Annotated in this window: 18 protein-coding genes; 6 read left to right on the top strand and 12 right to left on the bottom strand. The window is 63.6% G+C overall.

Translation table 11 applies throughout. The features are described from left to right. Position 1 precedes the first annotated feature (1 nt). Positions 2-1,069, bottom strand: a complete 1,068-nt coding sequence (locus BT116_RS07680; protein ID WP_072341861.1) for a phosphotransferase family protein — start codon at positions 1,067-1,069, stop codon at positions 2-4. Between the two features lie 198 nt (positions 1,070-1,267). Between BT116_RS07680 and BT116_RS07675 the strand changes: the two genes are divergently transcribed. Next, positions 1,268-1,663 carry a DUF4280 domain-containing protein gene (locus tag BT116_RS07675; protein WP_003202818.1) on the top strand — a complete coding sequence of 132 codons (396 nt, stop codon included), beginning with the start codon at positions 1,268-1,270 and terminating at the stop codon, positions 1,661-1,663. 221 nt (positions 1,664-1,884) lie between these two features. Here BT116_RS07675 and BT116_RS07670 read toward each other — a convergent pair whose 3' ends face one another. From BT116_RS07670 to tssB, 10 genes are all read right to left on the bottom strand, one after another. Beyond that, positions 1,885-2,427, bottom strand: a complete 543-nt coding sequence (locus tag BT116_RS07670) for a toxin-antitoxin system YwqK family antitoxin (protein WP_072341859.1) — start codon at positions 2,425-2,427, stop codon at positions 1,885-1,887. Positions 2,428-2,440: 13 nt separating this feature from the next. Then, positions 2,441-4,450 (bottom strand): type VI secretion system Vgr family protein, encoded by a 2,010-nt coding sequence (tssI, locus tag BT116_RS07665; RefSeq protein WP_072341858.1) that lies wholly within the window; start codon positions 4,448-4,450, stop codon positions 2,441-2,443. An 11-nt stretch (positions 4,451-4,461) separates the two neighbouring features. Further along, entirely contained in the window at positions 4,462-5,028 is a 567-nt protein-coding gene (locus BT116_RS07660; protein ID WP_072341856.1) for a hypothetical protein, read from the bottom strand. Between the two features lie 42 nt (positions 5,029-5,070). Beyond that, positions 5,071-7,614 (bottom strand): type VI secretion system ATPase TssH, encoded by a 2,544-nt coding sequence (tssH, locus tag BT116_RS07655; RefSeq protein ID WP_072341854.1) that lies wholly within the window; start codon positions 7,612-7,614, stop codon positions 5,071-5,073. Continuing rightward, a complete protein-coding gene (gene tssG / locus BT116_RS07650; RefSeq protein WP_072341852.1) occupies positions 7,615-8,640 on the bottom strand; it encodes a type VI secretion system baseplate subunit TssG in 1,026 nt (341 codons plus the stop codon). It abuts the gene before it with no gap. Beyond that, complete coding sequence (gene tssF / locus BT116_RS07645; RefSeq protein ID WP_072341850.1) at positions 8,604-10,394, bottom strand: type VI secretion system baseplate subunit TssF; 1,791 nt, start codon at positions 10,392-10,394, stop codon at positions 8,604-8,606. Before tssF ends, tssG begins: the two co-directional genes overlap by 37 nt. Then, positions 10,378-10,821, bottom strand: coding sequence for a type VI secretion system baseplate subunit TssE (gene tssE / locus BT116_RS07640; RefSeq protein WP_072341848.1), 444 nt, complete (start codon positions 10,819-10,821; stop codon positions 10,378-10,380). Before tssE ends, tssF begins: the two co-directional genes overlap by 17 nt. Positions 10,822-10,834: 13 nt before the next feature. Then, complete coding sequence (locus BT116_RS07635) at positions 10,835-11,332, bottom strand: Hcp family type VI secretion system effector (protein ID WP_014337905.1); 498 nt, start codon at positions 11,330-11,332, stop codon at positions 10,835-10,837. A gap of 227 nt (positions 11,333-11,559) precedes the next feature. Continuing rightward, positions 11,560-13,041 carry a type VI secretion system contractile sheath large subunit gene (gene tssC / locus BT116_RS07630; protein ID WP_063320710.1) on the bottom strand — a complete coding sequence of 494 codons (1,482 nt, stop codon included), beginning with the start codon at positions 13,039-13,041 and terminating at the stop codon, positions 11,560-11,562. 29 nt (positions 13,042-13,070) lie between these two features. Continuing rightward, positions 13,071-13,631, bottom strand: a complete 561-nt coding sequence (tssB, locus tag BT116_RS07625) for a type VI secretion system contractile sheath small subunit (RefSeq protein WP_003202799.1) — start codon at positions 13,629-13,631, stop codon at positions 13,071-13,073. A 224-nt stretch (positions 13,632-13,855) separates the two neighbouring features. On the opposite strand from tssB, the gene BT116_RS07620 reads away from it, so the two are divergent. The 5 genes from BT116_RS07620 (at position 13,856) to tssA (ending at position 21,383) form a co-directional block, all read left to right on the top strand. Then, positions 13,856-14,305 (top strand): type VI secretion protein, encoded by a 450-nt coding sequence (locus tag BT116_RS07620; RefSeq protein ID WP_072341846.1) that lies wholly within the window; start codon positions 13,856-13,858, stop codon positions 14,303-14,305. A 63-nt stretch (positions 14,306-14,368) separates the two neighbouring features. Continuing rightward, entirely contained in the window at positions 14,369-15,700 is a 1,332-nt protein-coding gene (tssK, locus tag BT116_RS07615; protein ID WP_072341844.1) for a type VI secretion system baseplate subunit TssK, read from the top strand. A gap of 18 nt (positions 15,701-15,718) precedes the next feature. Continuing rightward, a complete protein-coding gene (locus BT116_RS07610) occupies positions 15,719-16,483 on the top strand; it encodes a DotU family type IV/VI secretion system protein (protein WP_072341840.1) in 765 nt (254 codons plus the stop codon). Then, complete coding sequence (locus tag BT116_RS07605; RefSeq protein ID WP_072341837.1) at positions 16,480-20,304, top strand: type VI secretion system protein; 3,825 nt, start codon at positions 16,480-16,482, stop codon at positions 20,302-20,304. The genes BT116_RS07610 and BT116_RS07605 overlap by 4 nt, the downstream gene beginning before the upstream one ends. Next, positions 20,301-21,383 carry a type VI secretion system protein TssA gene (tssA, locus tag BT116_RS07600; protein ID WP_072341833.1) on the top strand — a complete coding sequence of 361 codons (1,083 nt, stop codon included), beginning with the start codon at positions 20,301-20,303 and terminating at the stop codon, positions 21,381-21,383. The genes BT116_RS07605 and tssA overlap by 4 nt, the downstream gene beginning before the upstream one ends. Here tssA and BT116_RS07595 read toward each other — a convergent pair. Further along, a complete protein-coding gene (locus tag BT116_RS07595) occupies positions 21,380-22,333 on the bottom strand; it encodes a 2-hydroxyacid dehydrogenase (protein ID WP_072341830.1) in 954 nt (317 codons plus the stop codon). The genes tssA and BT116_RS07595 overlap by 4 nt on opposite strands. Positions 22,334-22,482 lie beyond the last annotated feature (149 nt).

Genomic DNA, 22,482 nt, shown 5'->3' with positions numbered 1-22,482 from the left:
CTCAGAGCGTGGATTTGCTGATGACCTGCAGGCTCATCTGCTCCAGCAGCTTGTTCATCTGAACGAACTGCGCGAAGCGTTTGTCCTGGGTCTGGCCGTGGAAGAAGCGGTAGTAGATCTGCTGGACGATGCCGGCCAGGCGGAACAGGCCGTAGGTGTAATAGAAGTCGAAGTTGTCGATGCGGATGCCGGCGCGCTCGGCGTAGTAATCGACGAACTCGCGGCGGGTCAGCATGCCAGGGGCGTGGCTGGGCTGGCGGCGCATCAGTTGCACCGGCGCCGGGTCGTCGGCCTCGATCCAGTAGGCGAGGCTGTTGCCCAGGTCCATCAACGGATTGCCAAGGGTGGTCAGCTCCCAGTCCAGTACGCCGATGATCTGCATCGGGTTCTCGGGGTCGAGGATCACGTTGTCGAAGCGGTAGTCGTTGTGGACGATGCTCGACGTAGGGTGGTCGGCGGGCATCTTGTCGTTGAGCCAGGCCTTGACCGTCTCCCATTTCGGCGCGTCCGGGGTCAGGGCTTTTTCGTAGCGGTCGCTCCAGCCGCGAATCTGTCGGGCCACGTAGCCTTCGGGCTTGCCCAGGTCGGCCAGGCCGCAGGCGTTGTAGTCGACACGGTGCAGCTCGACGAGCCGGTCGATGAAGCTCTTGCACAGCGCTTCGGTGCGGGCGGCGTCGAAACCCAGTTCCGGCGGCAGGTCGGAGCGCAGGATGATGCCCTTGACCCGTTCCATCACATAGAACTCGGCGCCCATCACTGACTCGTCGGTGCAGTGCACGTAGGCTTTCGGGCAATAGGGGAACGCCTCGCGCAGCTGATTGAGGATGCGGAACTCGCGGCCCATGTCGTGGGCGGATTTGGCCTTGTGGCCGAACGGCGGACGGCGCAGGACGAATTCCTGTTCGGGATATTCCAGCAGGTAGGTCAGGTTCGACGCGCCACCGGGAAACTGGCTGATCCGGGGCACGCCGGTCAGGCCGGGAATGTGGGCCTTGAGGTACGGGTCGATCAGGTTGGCATCGAGTTCTTCACCGTCGCGCACGCGGGTGGACTGATCAGTAAACGCCATGCTTATCCCTTCTACTTATTTTGGAGGCCATCGATCATTGGCTAATCTAATGGCGCGCGGGAGGCGTCACAAGCACGCCAGGGTCTTATAGGTTAGCGTGTTGCAGGATAATCAGTGGGCTTGATGCATTGCGACGTGCGCGTCGAGGATGGGCGAGCTAAGGTTCTGGAGTCTGTCGCTTTCAATGGAGCAACCGCGATGGGATGCCCGCAAGTCTGTGGCACCGCGACCTTGCAATGCAGCTTCGGCGCTGCCCCGGCGGTGCTCAATGTGCTGCCGGTCAATCGCCTGCTGACCGGCGGGATGCCGGCGGCGAACATCATGGACCACATCCCGCTGGTGAACATCACCACGTTTGGCATGTGCATGAGCCTGGCGAATCCGACCGTGGCCGCCGCCACCGCGGCGGCACTCGGCGTGCTGACCCCCATGCCCTGCATCCCGGCCACCGCGGCGCCATGGATCCCCGGCGGCGCCCCGACTCTGTTGTTGGGCAACATGCCGGCCATCGATGCTAACAGCACCTTGATGTGTACCTGGGCCGGGGTGATCAAGATCGTGGTGCCAGGGCAGGTGCAGATGTTGATTCCCTGAGTAACACCAAGATCCCTGGGGGAGACTATGCAGGTTACTTAAGACCGTAGATGACCCCGTGGCGAGGGAGCTTGCTCCCGCTGGATTGCGCAGCAGGCCCATTTTTGTGAGTGCTTCGCACTCAAGCGGGAGCAAGCTCCCTCGCCACAATGAATTAAACAAACCTTAGGTGAACAGCATTCCCTGTGGGAGCGAGGCGGCTGCAGGAACCAGTCCCCAGTTTATGCCTGCGCCGGATCATTCCAGCGCCTGAACCACCAACGCATCCGGGAGATTGGCTTGCCTTCGGCGTCCAGCGGCCGGCCGTCTTCGGCGTAGGCCTGGGCTGGTTCCAGCAGTTGGCCGTTGAGGTAGCGGGCTTCGACCGCCGGGTTGCCGTTGGGGTGCAGGCGGCGATAGCGGCCGTCGCGCACGCCGTCGCGATAGACCTCGGCTTCGGCCAGTTGTCCGTCGGGAAAGTAGTTGTTCGCCTCGCCGTGCAGCAACCCACGGCGATACGTGGCCTGGCGTTGCAACCCGCCTTCGGCCGCGTAGAACCTCGCCACACCTTGCAGTTTGCCTTTCACGAACGGCAGTACCGCCGAGACCTTGCCATTGGGGTGATACAGGGTGCTGGTGCCTTGCAGTTCACCTTGGCTGTAGTTGAGTTTTGCTTGCGGGCGTTGGGCTTCTTCGATCCGCAGCGGGCCGTCGAGCTGGCCGTCGACCAGTTGCCCGCTCAGTTGGCTGTCGCCACGTTCCACGTCGAGTCTCTTCGAGGCCATCGGCAGGTTCCTGTCAGTTGACCTTCACCAGGCCGCCCTTGATGGTCAGCATGCCGCCGCCGTCCACGGTCTGTTCGGCCGCCGCCTTGTTCACCAGGCTGATGCCGGCGTCATTGGTCAGGGTGGTGCCGGCTTTGTTTTCCAGCGAGGTACCGGCCTGGTTGCTCAGGGCTGTGCCGGCTTTCTGGCTGATGGACGTGCTGGCTTGGGCGGCCAGGTCGGCGCCGCTCTTGATCGCAAAGCTGCCGCCGCTTTGCAGGGTCAGGGTGCCGCTGACCTTGATGGTCAGGTTGCCGTCCACCGTCAGGCTGTAATTGCCAGTGACCTTGTGCTCGTAGTTGCCGCCGGTGCTGTGGGTCTGATCCGAGCCCACGGTGACAGTGCGGGTGTCCTTCACATCGAGGTTGTCGCTGCCGGTCTGGATGGTCACGCTGCGCTTGCCTTTCTCCAGGGTCACGGTTTCGTCGCCATCCTTTACCGTACGGGTGCGGGCGTTCTGCACCGTGAGGGTTTCGTCGTGACCGACGGTGGCGGTGGTGTCGTTGAGCACGTTGATGTTGAAGTCTTTCTGGGCCTGGAGAAACACCTCTTCGGCGTCCTTCTTGTCTTCGAAACGCAACTCGTTGAAACCGCCGCCGCCCTTGGACGATTGGGTCTTGATCCCGGACTGGGTCTGGTTCGCCGGCAGCGCGTAGGGCAGGGCATTGTCGCCGTTGTAGACGCAGCCGGTGACCAGGGGACGGTCCGGGTCGCCGTCGATGAAGGTCACGATGACTTCCTGGCCGATGCGCGGCACGAATTGCATGCCAAAGCCTTTGCCGCTCCACGGCAAGACCACGCGGACCCAGCACGATGACGTCTCGTCGTTCTTGCCGGTGCGGTCCCAGGGGAACTGCAATTTGATCCGGCCATATTCATCGGTCCAGATTTCTTCGCCGGCCTTGCCCACCACCAGCGCTGTCTGGGTGTGCATGCGGGGTTTTGGCGTGAGGCGGGGCGGTCGATAGACCGTGGCCTTGGGGATCGCTTCGAAGCGGTTGCGATAGCTGTCGTGGCTGGCTTCGTGGCTGACCGAGGTCACGACCCAATCGATATTCAGCGTCGTGTCTTCATGGCCGGCGAGGGTGAACCAGTATCCCGGCACCAGCCAGCGGCAATCGCTTTCGCCGACAAAACGTTGCTCCTGGCTGCGCAGGCCGTCCACCCGCTGTTTGGTCAACGCGTCGCCCTGGGCCTTGGCGGTGTAGCCGCCCGGGTGTTCGTACACCGAACTTGGCCCGGCCACGGCTTCGGCCTGGCTGTAGAGCGATGTCGTTGGGGTGGTGAATTCATAGTCGGTCGCCTGGTAAACCCCGGCCACCGCTTGCAGGCACACTTGCCCGGAGCGGATGCCGTGCAGTTCCCGCTCGCCGATTCGCTGCCCGAGGTAGTTCACCGTCGGCCCGTTGGGAATCGGTGCGAAGGCGTCGTTGCTGTCGGCCAGGACCAGCGTGTGGGTGCCTTCCTCGTGGGTGAAAAACCAGAAGATCCCCTCTTCTTCCAGCAGGCGCGAGACGAAGGCCAGGTCGCTTTCGCCGTACTGCACGCAGTATTCGCGCGGGGTGTAGCTGCCGGTGAGCTTGAGCTGGAAGTCGGTGAAACCATGGGCCTTGAAAATCGTGGTGACGATGTCCGATGTGGCAAGGTTCTGGAATACGCGGTTGTTGCTGGCCAGGCTCAGCCACCAGAGCCAGGGCCGGAGCAGGAGTTGATAGCGTTCGGCGGTGGCGTCGGCCGGCAGTTGGCGGATTTCGGCCACCAGCCAATCCAGCGGGCGCAGCAAGGCGTCCTTGTGCAGCGTGGTGGTGACATGGCTGGCGACGGCCGTCGTGAGGTCCAGCGAGGCGCCGTCGTTGACGCCGTTGAGCATGTGCGAACCCAGGGCGTTGAGGCGTTCTTCGCCGGACAGCGATTCAGGGTACAGCGCCGACAGCGAGGTGGCGGTGAGGGAGAGGGTGGTGTTGCTGTCGGTGGAGCGGGGCATTGAATGGCCTGCTACTGGTAATTCAATTCATGGATAACTTTATTGGCGTTTCCATTCTGGTAGTAGAAGTGCCACTTCGAAGTGAATGGCCAGTAGGTGGCGACATACTCGCCCCACAGGACGGCTTCGGCCCAAGGCCCGCCATGGGTATAGGGGACCGCTCTTTGGATTGCGGGGACATTGTATTTATCCGACGGCAGCAGCCAGGAAACATTGGTGCCATAGCGGAAAAGGTCATCCTGGGAGAAGACCGGATTCTGATTGCCCGTGGTGTATAGATTGTAGTGTCGAACCCTGATGAATCCGCCGAAGTTCTGGATTCCCACGCAACAGCCTGTCAGGTTAGCAGTGAGGAACAGGAGTGGGTCGTTGCCCGTCGGGGCCGCAGGGAGGTCGACATAGAGTCCCGCGTCAGGATTCCACGGCAGGTAGTAGGCACGATGCGAGTGGCCGTCGGCCAACGCCAGCAAGTCTCGATCGATATCAAGGCGCAGGTCGAAGCTGACGATGCCTGCGTGAGTATTGGCGAAGGTGGGACAAAGATGGCGCTTTTCCAGTTCAAGTCTTGCCTTCAGCATGGCAACGTTCCTTCCGTTGATCGAGAAAAAATACAGGGCAAATCATTCCAACACCCACTCCGCCAACTTCCCCGTCACTTGCGTCATCAACACATTCTCGACATCCCGTGCCCCCGCCGCGCTGCACTTGGCCAACACAGCCTTGACGATCCCCGCATCGAATTCGAACTGCTTGCCCGTCGCAGCCTTGTAGCGCCCGCGCAATTTTTCCAGCTTCGCCAGCACAATCCCCTCCAGCGTCGCTTCATCCAGCGGTCGGTACGCCACCACGGTCATGCGCGCCAAAAACGCCGGGCGGAACGCTTGCAGCAGCACTTTGTGCAAGGCTTCGTTGAAGGCGTCGCTGCCCAGTTGCGCGCTAGGCGTATCCAGCAACAGCTCAGCGCCGACGTTGCTGGTGGCGAGCATCACGGTGTTCTTGAAGTCCACCACCAGGCCGGTGCCGTCTTCCATCAGGCCTTTGTCGAAGACGTTGTAGAAGGCTTCGAGCACATCCGGGTGGGCCTTTTCGATTTCATCCAGCAGCACCACGGAATAGGGTTTGCGCCGCACCGCTTCGGTGAGCACGCCGCCGCTGCCGTAGCCGACGTAGCCGGGTGGGGCGCCTTTGAGTTGGCTGACGGTGTGGGCTTCCTGGTACTCCGAGAGGTTGATGCTGATCAGGTTGCGTTCACCGCCGTACAAGGCGTCGGCCAGGGCGTAGGCGGTTTCGGTCTTGCCCACGCCGGTGGGGCCCACCAGCAGGAACACCCCGACCGGTTTCTGTGGGTCGGTGAGGCCGGCGCGGTAGGCTTGCAGGCGTTGGGCAATGGTGTTCAGCGCTGTGCTCTGGCCCATGACCCGCTGGCCCATGCGCTGGCCGAGGGTGCGCACGGCGTGGGCTTCGTCGGCGAGCATCTTGCCCACCGGAATACCCGTCCAGCCGGCAATCACGGCGGCGACGGTCTTGCTGTCCACCTGTTCGGGCACCAGCGGATCGTCCTGGCGAATGGCATCGAGGCCGGCCTCCAGACGCAGCAGTTCGGCGGCCAAGTGGTCGATGCGGTTATCGATCTCGGTGTCGGCTTTTTCACTGTCGGCGCGTTCGCTCAGGGTAAGCAGTTCGCGTCGGGTGTCGAGCAATTCGCGCACGGCTTCGCGCTCTTCGCCCCAGCGGGTTTCCAGCTCGCGGATGGCTTGCACGTTGCTGGTCGATTCGGCTTCGAGCAGCGTGATGCGCTCGCGATGATCCAGCCCGGTGGCCTGTTCCCGGCGCAGGCGTTCGACCTCGTCCTTGAGGCTATTCTGCCGATGGCGCAGGCTTTCCAGCGGCGGCGGCACGTCGTGCTGGCCGAGGGCGACCCGGGCGCAGGCGGTGTCGAGCACGCTGATGGCTTTGTCCGGCAACTGTCGCCCGGAGATGTAGCGGTGGGACAGCTTCACCGCCTCGTGGATGGCCGCGTCCAGCACCTGCACGCCGTGGTGCTGTTCCAGTTTGCTCGCGACGCCGCGGAGCATTTCCACAGCGGTAAGTTCGTCCGGTTCTTCGACCTGCACCAGTTGGAAGCGGCGGGCCAGGGCCGGGTCTTTCTCGAAATATTTTTTGTACTCCAGCCAGGTTGTGGCGGCCAAGGTGCGCAGTTCGCCCCGGGCCAGGGCCGGTTTGAGCAGGTTGGCCGCGTCGCTCCCGCCTTCCGCACCGCCGGCGCCGATCAGCGTATGGGCTTCGTCGATAAACAGGATGATCGGCTTTTCGGCACTGCGTACCGCGTCGATCACGCCTTTGAGGCGCTGTTCGAATTCACCTTTGACGCCGGCACCGGCCTGCAACAGGCCCAGGTCAAGGACGCGCAGGGTGACTTCCTGCAACGACGGCGGCACATCCCCAGCGGCGATACGCAGGGCCAGGCCTTCCACCACCGCAGTCTTGCCGACGCCGGGTGCACCCACCAGGATCGGGTTGTTCTGCCGGCGCCGGAGCAGGATGTCGATGCACTGGCGGATCTCGCCGTCGCGACCGACGATGGGGTCGATGCGTCCGGCCCGGGCGTCGGCGGTCAAGTCCTGGGTGTACTGGTCCAGCATCGGGTCTTGTTTCTGGGGAGGCTCGCCGGGTTTGGCCGGGCGCACGCCACCGACATGTTCACGGGAGCTTTCGGTCCACTCCAATAGGTGGGCGCGCAGGGCGTCGCGGGGAATGCGCAGCAACGACGAGGCGCTGTTGAGCAGCAGGCTGCGGCGCTCATCACGGTCCAGCAGGGCCAGCAGCAACAGCCCGGAGCGGATGCTGTCCAGGCCCAGCACGCTGGCCTGGACCACGGCGTCTTCCAGCAGGCCGATGGTTTGCGCCGATAAGGCGGGTGTGCGGGTGCTGCCGGATTTGAACAGGTCCAGTGCCTTGTTGGTTTCCGTTGCCACCGCGTCACGCTCCAGACCGAAACGTGGCAGCAGGCAGGCAAAATCACCGCCCTCGATGTCGAGCAGTTCCAACAGCAGGTGCTCGATTTCCACGTAGTGATGGCTGCGCTGCATGCAACGTTGCGCGGCTCGTTCCAGGGCGCGGCGGTTGTCCGGGTTGAGGCGTCCGATCAGGCTGGCCAGTTCCATTCAGGCAATCTCCGGCTGACGAAGGCGGGTTTCGATCCGTTGCACGGCGAGGGTCGTCTGGTGTTGCAGGCCACCGTTCCAGTTCAGCCGTGGCGCTGCCTGGCGGTCCAGTTGCAGCGGGCCGGCGCCGCGGATCAGCAGCACCAGGGTGCAATCCAGGTCGGGGCCGAAGTACAGGGCGTAGAGGCTGGCGAGCAGCGGATGGGTTTCGCCGTTGGGCAGCAGTCCGCTGGCCTGGCCCGTGGTCAGCGGGCCGAGGGTCAGGCGCACGCCGGCATGTTCGTCCCAGACGTGGCTGCCGGCCACTGCGTTGCGGCCCAGGCACAGGTTGCGCCCGCCCGGTGGCAAGCGGCTGCGGCTGGCCGGCGGGATTTCACGCCAGCCACCTTCGTAGGCCGTCAGCTCCACGGGCAGCCCGAACTGTTCACGGACAATCGCCGCGAACCCGTCCAGGGAGCGCCGGCCATCGGCGTACAGCGCGGTGCAGGCCAGTACCGCCGAGTCGGGGGCGGCCTGGCGCTCCTGCAAGGCCTTGGGTAGCAGGCCGGTCAACGCCCGCAGTTGCGCGTGTACGGCGGACGATCCCGGGGCAGTGAAACCCAAGGCGATGCGATGTTTGCGCATCACCTTGTAAAGCAGGCTGAGCAGGCGATGCTGGAACAGGTCGAGGAATTCCGCAGGGGCATGATCCTTCGCCCGGGCTCGTTGTTGCAGCCATTCCTGGTAGGCGTAGGGCAACGGGCCGTCGGGGCCGCCGAGGCCGAAAATCGGCGTGGTCAGGGTTGGCGGCAGGCCGGGTTCCTGGCCCAGGCTTTCCACTTCGCTGGCGGCGAACAGCGGCGTCAAGGGCCCGCGCAGACGCAAGGCTTCGGCGTGCGGCGCGGTGCCGCTGCCCAGGGGCTCGGCCTGGGGATGTTCACGTTCGAGCAACAGCAAGGCCTGGAGCCATTCGAAACGTTGCGGGTCGCGCCGCAGGCGCTGGCTCAGGTTCAGAGCACCAGGGGTTTGCCGGCTTGGGGTTGCCATGTCTTCACCTCCTTGTCGGACTGGACCAGCACGGTGCGCACGAAGCGATTGGCGGTGGCGTAAAGGGAAAAGAATTGCGCCAGTACCCCGGAGAACAGCACGGCGCTGCTACCGACGAAGTGTTGCGGATCCAGTTGCAGGCGCACCTCCAGGCCGTTGCGCCAGCCGCGCCAGGCATCTTCGCCGACATGGGCGATGACCCGGTCGCAACTCAGCCCCGATACCCCTTCGATCTGGCGATGGGCGCTGGCCTCGTCCCGCAGGTTGTGCAATTGGAGGATCTCGCTCAGTGCGTCCAATGCCTGGGGGCCTTCGACCAGCGACAAATGGTTGAGGGTCAATTGCGACACCAGCCGCCAGCGCGATTCGCCGTCCAGGCGCGGCAGGCTTTGCGGGCTGGGTGGGTTGCGCAGGCGCGCCCAGGCCACCGGCCCCGGGCGCTCGAAACCCAGCGGGGTACCGGCCGGCAGGCTCTGGGCCAGGTGGCGGTTGGTGCACAGCAGTTCGGCGGTGAGGCTGTAGTCGCGGGTTTCGGCCAGCGGGTCGAACTGGGTGTCCACCAGGCTGACCATCAAGTCGGTGCCCAATCGGTTCGGGCTCATGCCACTGACCCGTCGCGCATGCCAATAGCAGGTCTGGTCGCTGCCATGCTGGCTTCCGTAATAGGCCGGCACTTTGCGCACGCCCTGGCTGGACATGGCGCGCATGCCACGGATGCTGTGGATCTCGACGCTGTTTTCCCGATGACTGTCGGCCACCAACCGGTACTCGCTGCGGGTGCCATCCGGGCGCAGCGGCTCGGAAGTCCTGGGAAACAGGTTGATCACCGGCGTGCAGCCCAGGGCGATGTCGCTGGCCTGGAGCGGCAGGCGGCTGGTGGGAGGGCGGTCGAAAACGATGTACAGGTACAACGACGGACCGTCGCTGGTGGCGCCGGCCAGTGGCAGATCGAAGAAACCGAATTTATCCGGGAAGGCAAAGTACTCCGCCAGCAGGCGCATGCCGGGATGTACGCCGTCTTCATCCGGCAGCAAGACCTGGTCATTGGCGAAGCCGACGATCTGTGGCAAGCCTGTCAGCGACGCCGGCACGCTGCCTGGCGCACCGGCCAGGACCTCGATGGCGTGCGCGCCCATCAGGTCGTACAGCCCGGCGTTAATGATCGGTGACGCTGCCAAGTGTACCCGCAGCGAGTCGATTTCCAGTGTCGACCACTGGCTTTCGCCCAGGCACCGCAGTTCCAGGCGCAAGGCCGAGCGTGCCCGGACCACTCCGGTCAGCGCCTGGGTTTCGTCGCTGCCCAGCAGCAATGCCTCGCTGATTTCAACCGGCCACAGGTGCACGGCGGCGGTGGTCCGAAAATGAATGCTCTGGCCTTTGTCCGTAGTGACGAACAATGGTGTGTCGCGGGGCAGCGGATAGCCCTCGTTCAAGTTGCCTTTGCTGGGGTCGGGTTCGAACTGCACGATGGCGCACGACGGCAAGGGCCGCATGGCCAACGGGTAGAGCTGTTCGAGCAGGGCATCGCTGAATTCGGCGTAGTCGTCGTCCAGCCGGCGTTGCAAGCGGGCGGCCAACAGGGCGAAACCTTCCAGCAGGCGCTCGACATGCGGGTCGGGGCATTCGCCCGGGGACAACTCCAGGCGCCGGGCGACCTTGGGGTAGCGCTCGGCGAACAGGCTCCCGGCGTGCCGCAACCAGGTCAGTTCGCGTTGGTAATAGTCCAACAGTTGCGGGTCAATCGAGTCGCTCATGTCGTACCTCAAGGCCGTCGCCGGCGTGCTCGATGACAAAGGCCACGGGCCAGGCATGCTGGTCGCCGCGCAGCTCGCCCAACAGCCGTATGCACAGTTGCTGCGCACGGCCCGGCACCGGGCAGACCTCGACCTCGCCCAGGCGCAGGCGAGGTTCGAAGCAGGTGATGGCCTGGCGGATTTCCCGGGTCAGTTGTCGGCGGTCATCGCTGCGCTGCTGTTGCAGCGCGGTCCAGTCGGCGATGCCGTAGTCCAGGATGCTCGGCGGTTCGGTCAGCGCCCGCGGGCCGCGTCGGGTATTGAACAGGCGCGACAGTTCGGCATGCACCGAGTCTTGCAACGCCTGTCGGTCGAACGCCCGCCCGGAATCGTCCGCCGGGCTGGCCAGGCGTTCGAACAGGGGCGGGCGCAGCCCGAAGCCAGCCATGGGCGTGGTTTCCCTACTTGGTCATTTTGTTGGCGGCCAGGTCCCAGGTCGTGCCCGCCGTGCCTTCCTTGGTGCCGTCGTCTTTCTGCGCGGTGAGCTCCCATTTGATCTTGGTGAAGTTCAGCGACAGGGTTTCCACCGGTTTGCCGCCGGTGCCGCCGCTGACACTGACGTTGGACAGCACGACGTTGGTCAGGGTGTAGACAATGAACGGCATGATCTGGCCGCTGCCTTCGGCGGCGTTGCGGCCGATGGTGATGACGGCCTGCGGGATCGGCTTGCCGGCGCAGCAATACTCGTTGAGCGAAGGGGTGGAGCTGTCGATGAATTTAGTCAGGGTGAATTCGCCGATATGGGGCCGACCGGAGGTACGCTCCGAGTTGCTGACGTCGTTGGTGACCTGCATCGCCACGTTATGGCTGTAGGACATGACCTCGATCTTGTCCGTGAAACCCTCCAGCAGGCTGTCGCCCTTGATGTCGCCGCCGAGGTCGAGAATGATTGCATCCATTGTGTGGAACTCCTGAAGAAGACAAGTAGGTGGTACCCAATACCCCTAGAAACGAATGCCGAACCCCTGTGGCGAGGGGATTTATCCCCGCTGGGCTGCGCAGCAGCCCCTTGAGCAGTCAGCTTGATCTGCCGGATACACCGAGTGGCCGGTATTTAGGGCCGCTTCGCGCCCCAGCGGGGATAAATCCCCTCGCCACAACAGCGTCCTCGCCACAAGTTCAACCGTCAGGCAGCTACCGGTGGCGGCAGGGTGGCCACCAGGCGAATCGAGGCGGTCAGCTCCTCCAGCTGGAAGTGCGGCCTCAGGAACACCGTGGCCTTGTAGGCCCCTGGCTTGCCGGCCACTTCCGTCACGTCCACTCGCGCTTCGCGCAACGGGTACTGCGCCTTGATTTCTTGTGGCGCGTTGTCGTTGATCAGCACGTAGTCGGCGATCCAGTTGTTGAGGTAGGTCTGTACGTTGTCGCGGGTCATGAAGCTGCCGACCTTGTCGCGCATGATCACCTTCAGGTAATGGGCGAAGCGCGAGGCCGCGAGCACGTACGGCAACATCGCCGAGATCCGCGCGTTGGCGTTGGCCTCGTTGGTGTTGTAGACCTTGGCCTTGTTGGTGGTCTGGCCGCCGAAGAACACCGCCACGTCGCTGTTTTTCTTGTGGCACAGGGAGATGAAGCCCAGGTCGTTGAGTTCTTTTTCACGGCGGTCGGTGATCGCCACTTCGGTCGGGCATTTGAGCGACAGATCCCCGGAACTGGTGCGGAACGTATGGGCCGGCAGGCCTTCGACCGCGCCACCGCCCTCGGCCCCGCGAATGGCTGCGCACCAGCCATATTTGGCGAAGGCTTCGGTGATGCGTTGCGCCAGGGTCCAGGCGGCGTTGCCCCACAGGTATTTGCTGTGGTCCGTGCCGTTGACGTCTTCGACGTAGTTGATGCCTTCCACCGGCAGCGTGTCCGGGCCGTACGGCAGGCGCAGCAGGAAGTGCGGCAGCACCAGCGACACGTAGCGCGAGTCTTCGCTTTCACGGAAGGCGCGCCACTTGATCAGCTCCTGGCTCTCGAAAATCTTCGACAGGTCCCTGGGGATCGCCAGTTCAGTGAAGCTGGTCATGTCGAATAACCGCGGGCTGGCGGCGGCAATGAACGGGGCATGTGCAGCGGCGGCGACGTTCGAGAGCTTTTCCAGCAGGCCGATGTCCTGCGGATGCCGGCCAAAGGTGTAGTCACCCACCAGCAGGCTGAACGGGTGCCCGCCGAAGGTGCCGTATTCTTCCTCGTAGATCTTCTTGAACAGTGCGCTCTGGTCGAATTCGACGGCTTTTTCCAGATCGTTCTGCAGTTCTTTCTGAGTGACGTTGAGCAGGCGCAATTTGAGCCGAGTGCTGGTCTCGGTGTTTTGCACCAGCAGGTGCAGGCCGCGCCAGGAGGCTTCGAGTTTCTGCAGGTCAGGATGGTGCAGCACTTCGTTGAGCTGGGCGCTGATCAATTGGTCGATCTGGCTGATGCGGTCGTTGATCATCGCCACGGTGTCCTTGTCGATGGCCATGCCTTCGTCGAGGACCTGGGTGGCGAATTCGGCCAGCATGTCGCGGGCGTAATCTTGCTGGCTGTCGTCGTGGGCCATGCGGCCTTCGGCGATGATCTTGTCCAGCAGGGACAGGGTCTGGGTCGTGCTCTCGCTGGTTTGAGCGCTGGATGAAGCAGGCATGGTGTTATCTCCCTTAATGATGCGCGCGATCAGGCCTGTGGTTCGGCCGGGGCAGGGTCATCGTTGGCGGCCACGGCGGGCAGCTCTGGCGGTACGTCCTGGGGACGCGCCGACTTGATCTCCTGCAGACCTTCAGTGTTGGCGATCACGTCGCGCAGCAGCTTGTCCAGGTCGTCGTTGCCATCGAGCTTGGTCAGCAAGTCCCGCAGGCGTTGGCGCGCTTCGAACAACCGACGCAACGGCGTGACCTGCTCCACGACCTTGACCGGGTCGAAGTCGTCGATGTGGCGGAAGTTGAGTTCGATGTTGAGCTTGCTGTCGTCGCCGCTGAGGGTGTTGTTCACCTGGAGCGTGGCGCGGGGGGAGATGGAGGCGAGCACCTCGTTGAAATTATCCCGATCGATTTCGGTAAAGCGCCGCTCATTGAGCTTGGGCAGCGGGTCCAGTGGCTTGCCTGAGAGGTCGGCCAGAATGCCGACCACCAGTGGCAATTCTTTTTTCTCGATGGCGTTGCCGATTTCCACGTCATAGGTGATCTGGACGCGGGGAGGACGGACTCTGTCGAGCTTGTGCTGGGTACTTTCTGCCATGGCGGCCGACTCCGATGCATGTGTGGGCGCAATGCATCGGGAGTCCCGCTCATCGCATTCCCTTGCTGATCCACAGGTTGCAAATGGACGGCAGAAAACCTGTCATTCCCTTGACGAACCTGGCGCATTCGACCGTGTGGGTCGAACTACCCAAGACGCTAGAACAGGTCTATAAAAAAGCAAGCAAAAACAATTTCAGACCGCTGAGAAAAGGAAGATTCATTTTGCGTGGGTTTTTTTTCGGATTTTTTTTGAGCCTGACGCTCACCGGTTGCTCGCTTTTTGCCCCCAGCGTCGACCTGGACAGCCTGACCCTGGACGTCGCGCCGCGTGCCAATGACGACACGCCGATCGCCGTGGACTTCATCGCGGTGAACGACCCGGACTTGCTCAAGCAGCTGTCGGGCATCACCGCCAGCCAATGGTTCGCGGAGCGCGAACAGTTCCAGCGCGACTATCGTCAACTCATGTCGGTGTGGGGGCTGGAGCTGGTTCCGGGGCAATTCATCGACCGCCAACCCTTTCCGCTGGAGGGCCGGCGCGCCGCTGGACTTTTGGTCTTCGCCAGCTATAACACTCCCGGAGCCCACCGGCTTCGGCTGGACGATCAGCGCCAGGCCTGGCTGAAGTTCGACAGTCGGGAGATGACCCTCGTCAATGATGGGGCTCGATGACAGCCAGCCTTGAGTGACCGCGGGCCGCCCAGCGCGGCGAATTGGGATGTCGAAGGGAGTCGTATGAGTCTGTTACCTGACGCGGTGTGCTGGCATGAGGGCATGCAATTGCTGCCCCAGCATTTTCAATTGCAAGGGCTGCGTGCCGAGGCCCTGGCTGCGTATTTTGCCGGGGCCTGCAACCCTTGGTTCTGGGGTGTCAGCCAGTTGGAAGTCGATCCTTCGGCCCTCAGCGCCGGCCAGGTGCGGCTGCTGCAATTGCAGGGCACCTTGCCGGACGGCCTGCCGGTCAACCTGCAGGCCGGTGTCGGGCCGACCCTGGAGTTGGACATCGGCGAGGCGATCGACAAGACCGACGACGCCACCGTGACTGTGTACCTGGCCGTCAGCCCGCTGTGGCGCGCTGGGCAATTGGTGCCGCTCAAGGGGCGCCTGCAATCGGTGGTCGGCGAGGCGTTGCCGGACCTCACCAGCGGCGCATTTCCCGAGTCGATCACCGTCTGGCGACCCAACCCGAGGCTGTGCACGCAACTGAGCAAGGCGGATTCGATCTGCCTGCCGCTGTTGCGCATCCGCAAGGAGGGCGGCGGCTTCTGGCGCGTGCCATACACCCCGCCGACGCCGATCCTGTTGCCGGAGTCGGCCCTCGGTCGCCGGGTCGCCGGGGTGTGTGCCCGGGCCCGGGAAAAGTGCATGTTTCTCGCGGGTCGCTTGCGCCAGGCCCAGGCGGCTGGCAATCAGGACGATGCCATGGAGATCCGCCGGCAATTGACCGCCTTGTGGGCGCGCTTGCCGGAAGTCGAAGGCGCGCTGAACACCCGGGTGGCGACGCCCCAGGCGCTCTACGGTTTGCTGCTGGGGCTGGCCGGGAGCTGGTCGGCCCTCGATCCACTGGCGGGTGTCCCGGCCTTCGCACCGCTGGATTTCCTCGAATTGCAGCGCGGCTACGAGCCGTTGCTCGACTGGCTGGAAACCACCCTGGAACTGGTTCGCGCCGGCTATCGCAGCTTGGCCTTCGAGCGCAATGAGCAGGTCTTCTCGATCCAGTTGCCTGACGACCAACCGGACCAACGCCTGGTGATCGGCCTGCGCATGCCCAACGGCGCCAGCGAGCAGGCGGCGGGCGAGTGGTTGCGTGGGGCGATCATCGCGTCGGCGCGGCACATCCCGCTGCTGAGCCGACAACGCATGAGCGGTCTGCCCCACCAGGCCATGAGCCGCAACGAACAGGTGGCCTACAGCGTGGGCGACGACACCCGTTTGTTTGTGGTGGCCGCCAGCGGCCAATGGTTCGACGCGCAATTGCCGCTGCACATCGTGGCGCCGGCATCGGCCCAGGCCAGCAGCCCGTGGCAAGTGGTGTTGTTCGTGGCGCAAGCCAGTGAAAGTGCCTGATCGCAAAAGGGGAGTCGTATGCCTGATGGAAGTGGCGGGGCGGTTCGGAGTCTGCATGAGGCGCCGCTGAGCAGTGCTTTTCGCCAGGCCTGGCTGAAGTGGTCCCAGGAGTGGCAAGACTTGCCCAAGGACAGCGACCCTGCGGTATTGGTCAATCGGGTGGTGGAGTTTTCCGGGCGCAGCGCCCAGCGTCTGTGGCGGGTGGCCTTCGCCACCGTCGGCGATGCCGCTACCGAGCAGGTCAAGTCGCTGGTCTACGCCTTCGTGGCGCTGGTGGACGAAACCTTGCTGTTCAGCCCTTGGCCCGGACAACTGGCCTGGCAGCAGCACCCCCTCGAATCACGCATGTATGCCAGTCGCCAGGCCGGTGAGCGCTTGCCGGCGGCGATCAAGAAACTACTGGACGAGCAGATGCCCGGCACCCGGGACCTGGCGAATGTCTACCTGCAATGCCTGATCCTCGGGTTCCAGGGGCGATTGCGTGGCGAGCCCGGCCAGGTTCAGCATGAGAAATGGCGCCTGGCGTTGTTCACCTTTGCCTGGCAGCACGAACCCGATTATGTCGATGTCAGCCAGCGCCTGGCGCTGTCTGCGGCGACGCCGCCAATGCGCATGCCGGTGCAGCAATCGTTGCCGGATGGCTTTCGCCTGGGGCTGGCGATCCTGGCGATGGTGTTGTTGCTGACCGGGTTGGGGCAGGTGTTCTGGCGTGACATACGTTTGGAACTCGAACCGGTGTTGCAACTGAACGAGTCGGCGGTGGCCCAGGAGCAGGACTCATGAGCCCGCTGAGCATCGTTGCCCTGGTGGTGCTCGCCATCGTCGTGGTGTTGTTGATCGCGGCCCTGATCTGGTGGCTGCGGACCCAAGGCGGGGCGGCGATTCGCAGTTTCTATGGGGCGGTGCGCCGCATGGAGCAGGAGCAGGGCACCCGGGACCGCTATCAGATGCCTTGGCTGATGATGCTCGGTAACGAAACCGACGGCGCCCAATTGTGCGCTCAATGGCGCTTGCAACCGACCGACAAGGCCGCCTGGTTCGGGCGCTGGTTTTCCGATGCCGAGGGTTCGGTGCTGGTGGTGCCCCAGGCGTTGTTCCTGCCCGATGAAGGCATGAACCGGCAACGGGGTAACTGGTGGCGCCTGTTGGGGCTGATGTTGCGCTTGCGCAGCAAGCGACCATTGGATGCGGTGATCTGGACCGTGCCGTTCAGCACCCTTGATGACATCGAACACACCACCGAACTGAGCCTCAAGGTCCGGCGGTGCTTTATCGACCTGTTGCAACGGTTCGGCCTCAGCCTGCCGGTGTACGTAGTAATCACCGGGATGGAAGAGCTGCCCGGGGTCCAGGAACTGGTCAGCGCGCTGCCCGCCGAGGCGCGTGAATCGATGCTGGGCTGGTCCTCGCCCTATTTGCCGGATGCGGCCTGGCAGTCGCAGTGGAGTGACCAGGCCCTGGATCAGGTCAATGCGGCGCTGTCGCAGTCGATCATCGAGATCGGTGCGCTGTCGGGGCAATTGGGCAGCGATCTTTATGGTTTGCCGGAGCGCTTCGAAGGCTTGCGACGGGCCTCGCAGATCCTGCTGGAGCCGGTGTTCCAGGGCAATGCCCAAGGCGAAGCGCCGCGTTGTCGCGGGGTGTATTTCACTGCCAGCCAGGCGCCGGCTGTCAGCGGTGATGGTTTGACCGCCGCCGAGAGTGTCCAGCGGCAAACCGTGTTCGCCCGGCAATTGTGGTCACGACGGCTGGTGGCTGAGCGTGGCTTGGCCCAACCTGTACCGCGGCTGTTGCGCCTGCGCCAGCGCGGGCATCGGTTGGTCGCAGCGGTGGCGTTGGTGGTGGGCCTGGTCTGGTTGGGTGGCATGGTCTGGGTCTGGCACGATTCGGTGGAGGAAGCCGAAGGGCTGTCGCGCTTGATCCTCAGCACCCATAAGAACCACCTCGTGGTCGACCCTGACGAACCGCAGCTGGAACCGACCCGGCATAACGTGCAGAACTACTGGAACATGTTGGAAAAGGCCCCGCGCTGGCGCTTCGTCTCGGTGGTCTTTCCCACCTCGTGGTTCTCTTCCGTGGACACGCAACTGGAGAATGGGTTGCGCCTGACCGCCCGGCATCATTGGATCTTGCCGTTGCGGGATCTGTTGAACGCAGACCTTGAGCAACTCAAGTCCATCCGTAACACCGAGCGGCGGGGCAATGTCGAGAGTGAAGACCCGGCGCAATGGCAGAGCTACGTGAAGGCCAAGGCACTGGTGGACCTGGCGGTACGCCTGGAACAGCACAACCAGATGTTCAGCCAGGTGGTGAACGACCCCAAGGCGCCGCTGGACGAACTGGTGCAACTGAGCAATACCGCGTTGTCCCTGGGACTCAACACCGGCACCTTGAGCCGTGCACATTTCTACAACCGGGTGCTGTTCGATGCCCAGAACGGCGATTTGAAAGGGCTGGACCTGAACGCCGCGCGCCCGGTGATCTCCGATAATTTCACCGGCCTGATGCAGCGCTGGCTGGACCATTACTTCCTGGCGGACAACTTCGTGCGCCAGGCCGGTTACCTCAAGCTGCACCTGCAACGGCTGGAGGCCGGCAGTGGCAATTCGTTGAGTGAACTCGAAGACCTGATGGCGCTGATCGACGATTTGCAGACCCTGGTCAGCCTGACCAACTCGGCCTGGGGGCGAGGCAAGGGCCAGGACCTGGTGCCCGGCTACAGCCAGATGCTGGACAAGGTCAGCCACAGCACTTTGCTGGGGCCGGATATCGAGCAGGACCTGCAGAGCCAGGCGGCGAAGTTGCAGCAGAGTTTTCGTGACCAGTGGATCGTCCAGACCGGCTCCCGGGACAATCTGCTGGTGCAACAGGGCAGCGGCCTGCTGGTCTTGCAGGACCATGTCACGGCGCTGGACGGTGCGGTGCAGGCGCTGTTCAAGCGCGATTTCGTGGCGTTGGCCATGCAGAAGGATCCGTCGGACAGCAACCCCGATGCGATGGGCCAAGGCGCTGGCAGTGATGATTTCAGTGTCGCCCTGAACTACTTCGCCAGCTACAAGAGCTATGCCGGCGAAGAACTGCCGCGCATTCCGCCGGATTACCGTGACGCGCTGATGCAGGCCGCCGAAGGCGCCGCGGCCCGGGCCATGTGGTTGAGCCTGGATGAAAGCGACGCGTCGTTGCCCGGCATGGGCTTCAATGTACAAACGACCCAGGCCGTGGCGCTACAAAAAGCCTTCATGGATGTACATCGCGGCGACCTGGCGATCCGTTTCCAGCGTCTGCTCAATCGCCGGGCATTGGCGCAGATCAAGAGTGGCCTTGACGAAATCGATGCCCAGCCACTGTTCAGCCAGCGGGCCGATGTCCAGCGCTGGGACGGTTCGAAGAACTTCGGCTTGCAGCTGTACGGTGCCAGCGATCCACAAGACTTGAAGCTGAGCCTGAGCCAGCAGTTCGGCGTGATGCTGCAGGTCGCCGAACAGCGAATGCCCGCCCTGGAATGGTTGATCGTCCAGCAGGACAACCTGTCGGCCCTGGAGCACGACCAGGTAGCGCGCTTCATGGCCCTCAACGATGAATTGCTCAAGTACAAGAACCAGAACCCGGCCAGTTCGGCGGCCCAATTGGAGCAATTGGTCAGCCGGGACTTCATCGCCATGGACACCACGTCCTGCGCGCAGATCTTGCAGACCGCCAGCCTGCCCAGCGGGCGCGGCGACCTGGCCCAGCGCACGGTCGCGTTGCAGCAGGGTGCCCTGCAACGGTGCCTGTACCTGCAACAGAACCAGGCCGCGAGCGCCTGGAATGACGTGGCCAACTATTTCAATCAGTACCTGGCCGGGCGCTTCCCATTTTCTCAGGATGTGCGGGCCAGCGATGCCGATCCGGCGCGTGTCCAGCATTTGCTGGAACTGATCGACACGCGCCTGCCCTTGGCCCAGGCCGGGCTGACGTTGAGCCAGACGCCAGAGCGGCTGGCGGCCGAGGATTTCCTCAACCGTTTGAAACAGGCCGGTACTTGGCTCGGGCCGCTGTTCGTAAGGGACAAGAGTGGCATCCTGGGGGTGGAAATGGACGTGCGCTGGCGCACCGATCGCGATGAAGAGCGCGGCGCCGACCAGGTGATCACCTGGAGTCTGGACGCCGGCAACCAACAGATCAGCTACCCCGGCGGCGGCCAGCAGAACCTGCGCTGGATGGTCGGCCAGCCCGTGCGCCTGACCTTGCGCTGGGCCCGCAACGGCTACCAGCGTCCGGCCAATGACCCATTGCAACCGAACCTGGTGGTGCGCGACCTGGAGGCCGGCTGGGAGTACCAGGGGCCCTGGTCATTGCTGCGCCTGATGCGTTCGCTGGTGTCGGTCCAGCGCCAGCCAAATGTCGACTACACCGATTTTCCCCTGGCCCTGCAACTGCCGGTCACCGCCCAGACCCAGGCCCGCACGGCGGAACAGACACTGATGTTCGTGCGCCTGTCGTTGATGAGCCAGGGTTCCAAGCTGCCGTTGTCGATCCCGCCGCTGCCGACGCGGGCGCCCCGTTCACCTTTCATGGCGACCGTATCGAGCCCCGCCATCGCCACCCGTGAGGAGGGCCTGTGAGCTTGCCGATATCGCCTTTGCCTGAGTTGATCACTCAGTTGCTCGAGCCGATCAGCGCCGAGTCGCCCTGTGGCCCGGACCTGCGCTACGAACCGGAATACGACCAACTGCGCGAACTGCGCCGGGAGGACGACACCAGCTTGCCCACCGGTGTGTGGCAGTCTTCGATCAAGCGCGCCCTGTGGCCGGACCTGGAACGGCTCGCGACCACGTTGCTGCTGGAGCGTAGCAAGGACTTGATGATTAGTGCCTGGCTGGGGGAGGCCTGGCTGCATATGGCCGGGCTGGAGGGATTGCCGGGCAGCCTGGCGCTGGTGGCGGGGCTGTGTGAGCGTTATCCGGAGCAGTTGCACCCCCAGGCCGAGGAAGGCGACCAGTCGTGGCGGGTGATTCCGCTGGAGTGGCTGGCCCGTCGCTACAGCGAAGTGCTGCTGACGCGGGTGCCGTTGTTCGACGGCCGGGAACAGGCCTTCGCCGCTTTCTGCCTGGACGACTGGCAACGCTTGCAGCGCCAGCAAGTGTTGGTCAACGACAGCAAGAACGCCAAGGCCTCGGCGGAAGCTGCGCGCAACGATCAAAAGAAACTCGCCGAACTGATTCGCAACACACCCTTGTCGTTCTGGCTGCATCGCCAAGGCAGCCTGATGTTGAGCCTGCAACACCTGCAGCGGCTCGAAGCCTGGAGCGATGCTTACCTGGGCAATCTGGCCCCGGGCTACAAATCCCTGCAGGACGTGATGCAGGCCTTGCTAGCACTGGTAGAGGAGTTCATCGCGATGCACCCACAGCAACCCACCGTCGCGCCGGTGCAAACACCCCCGCCGTCCACGACGTCGACGTCCCAGGCGCAGGCGGCACCCGCCCAGGTCTTCCAGGAGCCGGCCAATCGTGAAGAGGCCTATCGACAGTTACTGGTCATCGCCGGTTACCTGGCTCGTACCGAACCCCACAGCCCGGTGCCCTACCTGATCCGGCGCGGCGTGGAGTGGGGCAACAAGCCGTTGAGCGAGTTGTTGGGTGAACTGATCAGTGCCGATGCCGAATCCCGGCGCTTGTGGACGTTATTGGGCGTTCTTTAACGCTCCTCGCCGGGCCACGGCACTGGCGTCAACACCGGTTTACCGGAAAAGAACGCGGTCAGGTTCTGGCCCACCAGCTCTACCATTGCGCGGGTCGCTTCTGGCGACAGGCCGGCCACATGGGGTGTGAGGACGACGTTGGGCAGGTTTTTCAGCGCCTGCGGCACCTCGGGCTCGTGATCGAACACATCCAGGGCCGCTCCGGCGATTCGCCGGTGTTCCAGGGCGCTGATCAGATCGGCGGTGGCCACTACGCTGGCCCTGGCGACGTTCACCAGAAACCCGTTTGGGCCAAGCGCATCGAGGGTCTGCTTGTTGATCAATTGCCGGGTATCCAGGCCGCCTGGCGTGGCGACGATCAGGAAGTCCGAAACCCGCGCCAGTTCCGTGGGAGTGGCGCAGAAGGTGTAGGGCACGTCATTGCGCACCCGGCGATTGTGATAGCTGATACTCATGTCAAAGCCCAGGGCGGCCCGTTTGGCGATCGCCATGCCCACCGCACCAAGGCCCAGCACGCCCAGCCGCTTGCCCGCCAGGGAAGGGCGCGCAACCCTTGGCCATTCGCCCCGCCGCAGGGCGGTATCGGAATGGGGTATGTCGCGCACCAACGCCAGCAACAGCGCCATGGCATGGTCAGCCACCGACGACGCGTTGACCCCGGCACCGTTGGTGACCACGATGCCCCGATGGCGCGCGGCCTGCAGGTCCACTTGTTCGTAACCGGCACCGATCACGCAGATGATTTTCAGGTTGGGCAGGGCGGCGATCTCTTCCTCCGTCAGGCCCAGGGGGCCGCGGGTCAGTACTGCGCTGAAGCGTTCACCGTGTTCGAAAATCGCCGTCTTGCGTTCGGCAGGCGTGGGCGCCAATTCCAGGTGGTAACCCTGCTTCTCGAGGATCGGCAGGTATTCATTGACGGTTTCAACCAGTACCAGAACGGTTGCGGTCATGCTGGGCTCCTGTAGGCGCTGGGGCGATTTCAAGTATTCAACCTGATTGTAGGAGCCGGGGGCAGGGGGCTTGGCTTTTTATTATGTGCATTTCGTATTTTGTTGACGGGGTACCTATCCATTGCTGCGCTCACGGCTGCTTAGGGTTG

This window comes from Pseudomonas sp. NFACC16-2, from assembly GCF_900119205.1.
Taxonomy (GTDB): domain Bacteria; phylum Pseudomonadota; class Gammaproteobacteria; order Pseudomonadales; family Pseudomonadaceae; genus Aquipseudomonas; species Aquipseudomonas fluorescens_Q.
This window is presented reverse-complemented; position numbering and strand designations above follow the sequence as displayed.

Bases quoted from the DNA above. Each gene is read 5' to 3' on its own strand.
- BT116_RS07680 (WP_072341861.1), bottom strand. From the start codon at position 1,069: ATGGCGTTTACTGATCAGTCCACCCGCGTGCGCGACGGTGAAGAACTC.
- BT116_RS07675 (WP_003202818.1), top strand. From the start codon at position 1,268: ATGGGATGCCCGCAAGTCTGTGGCACCGCGACCTTGCAATGCAGCTTC.
- BT116_RS07670 (WP_072341859.1), bottom strand. From the start codon at position 2,427: ATGGCCTCGAAGAGACTCGACGTGGAACGTGGCGACAGCCAACTGAGC.
- tssI (WP_072341858.1), bottom strand. From the start codon at position 4,450: ATGCCCCGCTCCACCGACAGCAACACCACCCTCTCCCTCACCGCCACC.
- BT116_RS07660 (WP_072341856.1), bottom strand. From the start codon at position 5,028: ATGCTGAAGGCAAGACTTGAACTGGAAAAGCGCCATCTTTGTCCCACC.
- tssH (WP_072341854.1), bottom strand. From the start codon at position 7,614: ATGGAACTGGCCAGCCTGATCGGACGCCTCAACCCGGACAACCGCCGC.
- tssG (WP_072341852.1), bottom strand. From the start codon at position 8,640: ATGGCAACCCCAAGCCGGCAAACCCCTGGTGCTCTGAACCTGAGCCAG.
- tssF (WP_072341850.1), bottom strand. From the start codon at position 10,394: ATGAGCGACTCGATTGACCCGCAACTGTTGGACTATTACCAACGCGAA.
- tssE (WP_072341848.1), bottom strand. From the start codon at position 10,821: ATGGCTGGCTTCGGGCTGCGCCCGCCCCTGTTCGAACGCCTGGCCAGC.
- BT116_RS07635 (WP_014337905.1), bottom strand. From the start codon at position 11,332: ATGGATGCAATCATTCTCGACCTCGGCGGCGACATCAAGGGCGACAGC.
- tssC (WP_063320710.1), bottom strand. From the start codon at position 13,041: ATGCCTGCTTCATCCAGCGCTCAAACCAGCGAGAGCACGACCCAGACC.
- tssB (WP_003202799.1), bottom strand. From the start codon at position 13,631: ATGGCAGAAAGTACCCAGCACAAGCTCGACAGAGTCCGTCCTCCCCGC.
- tssK (WP_072341844.1), top strand. From the start codon at position 14,369: ATGAGTCTGTTACCTGACGCGGTGTGCTGGCATGAGGGCATGCAATTG.
- BT116_RS07610 (WP_072341840.1), top strand. From the start codon at position 15,719: ATGCCTGATGGAAGTGGCGGGGCGGTTCGGAGTCTGCATGAGGCGCCG.
- BT116_RS07605 (WP_072341837.1), top strand. From the start codon at position 16,480: ATGAGCCCGCTGAGCATCGTTGCCCTGGTGGTGCTCGCCATCGTCGTG.
- BT116_RS07595 (WP_072341830.1), bottom strand. From the start codon at position 22,333: ATGACCGCAACCGTTCTGGTACTGGTTGAAACCGTCAATGAATACCTG.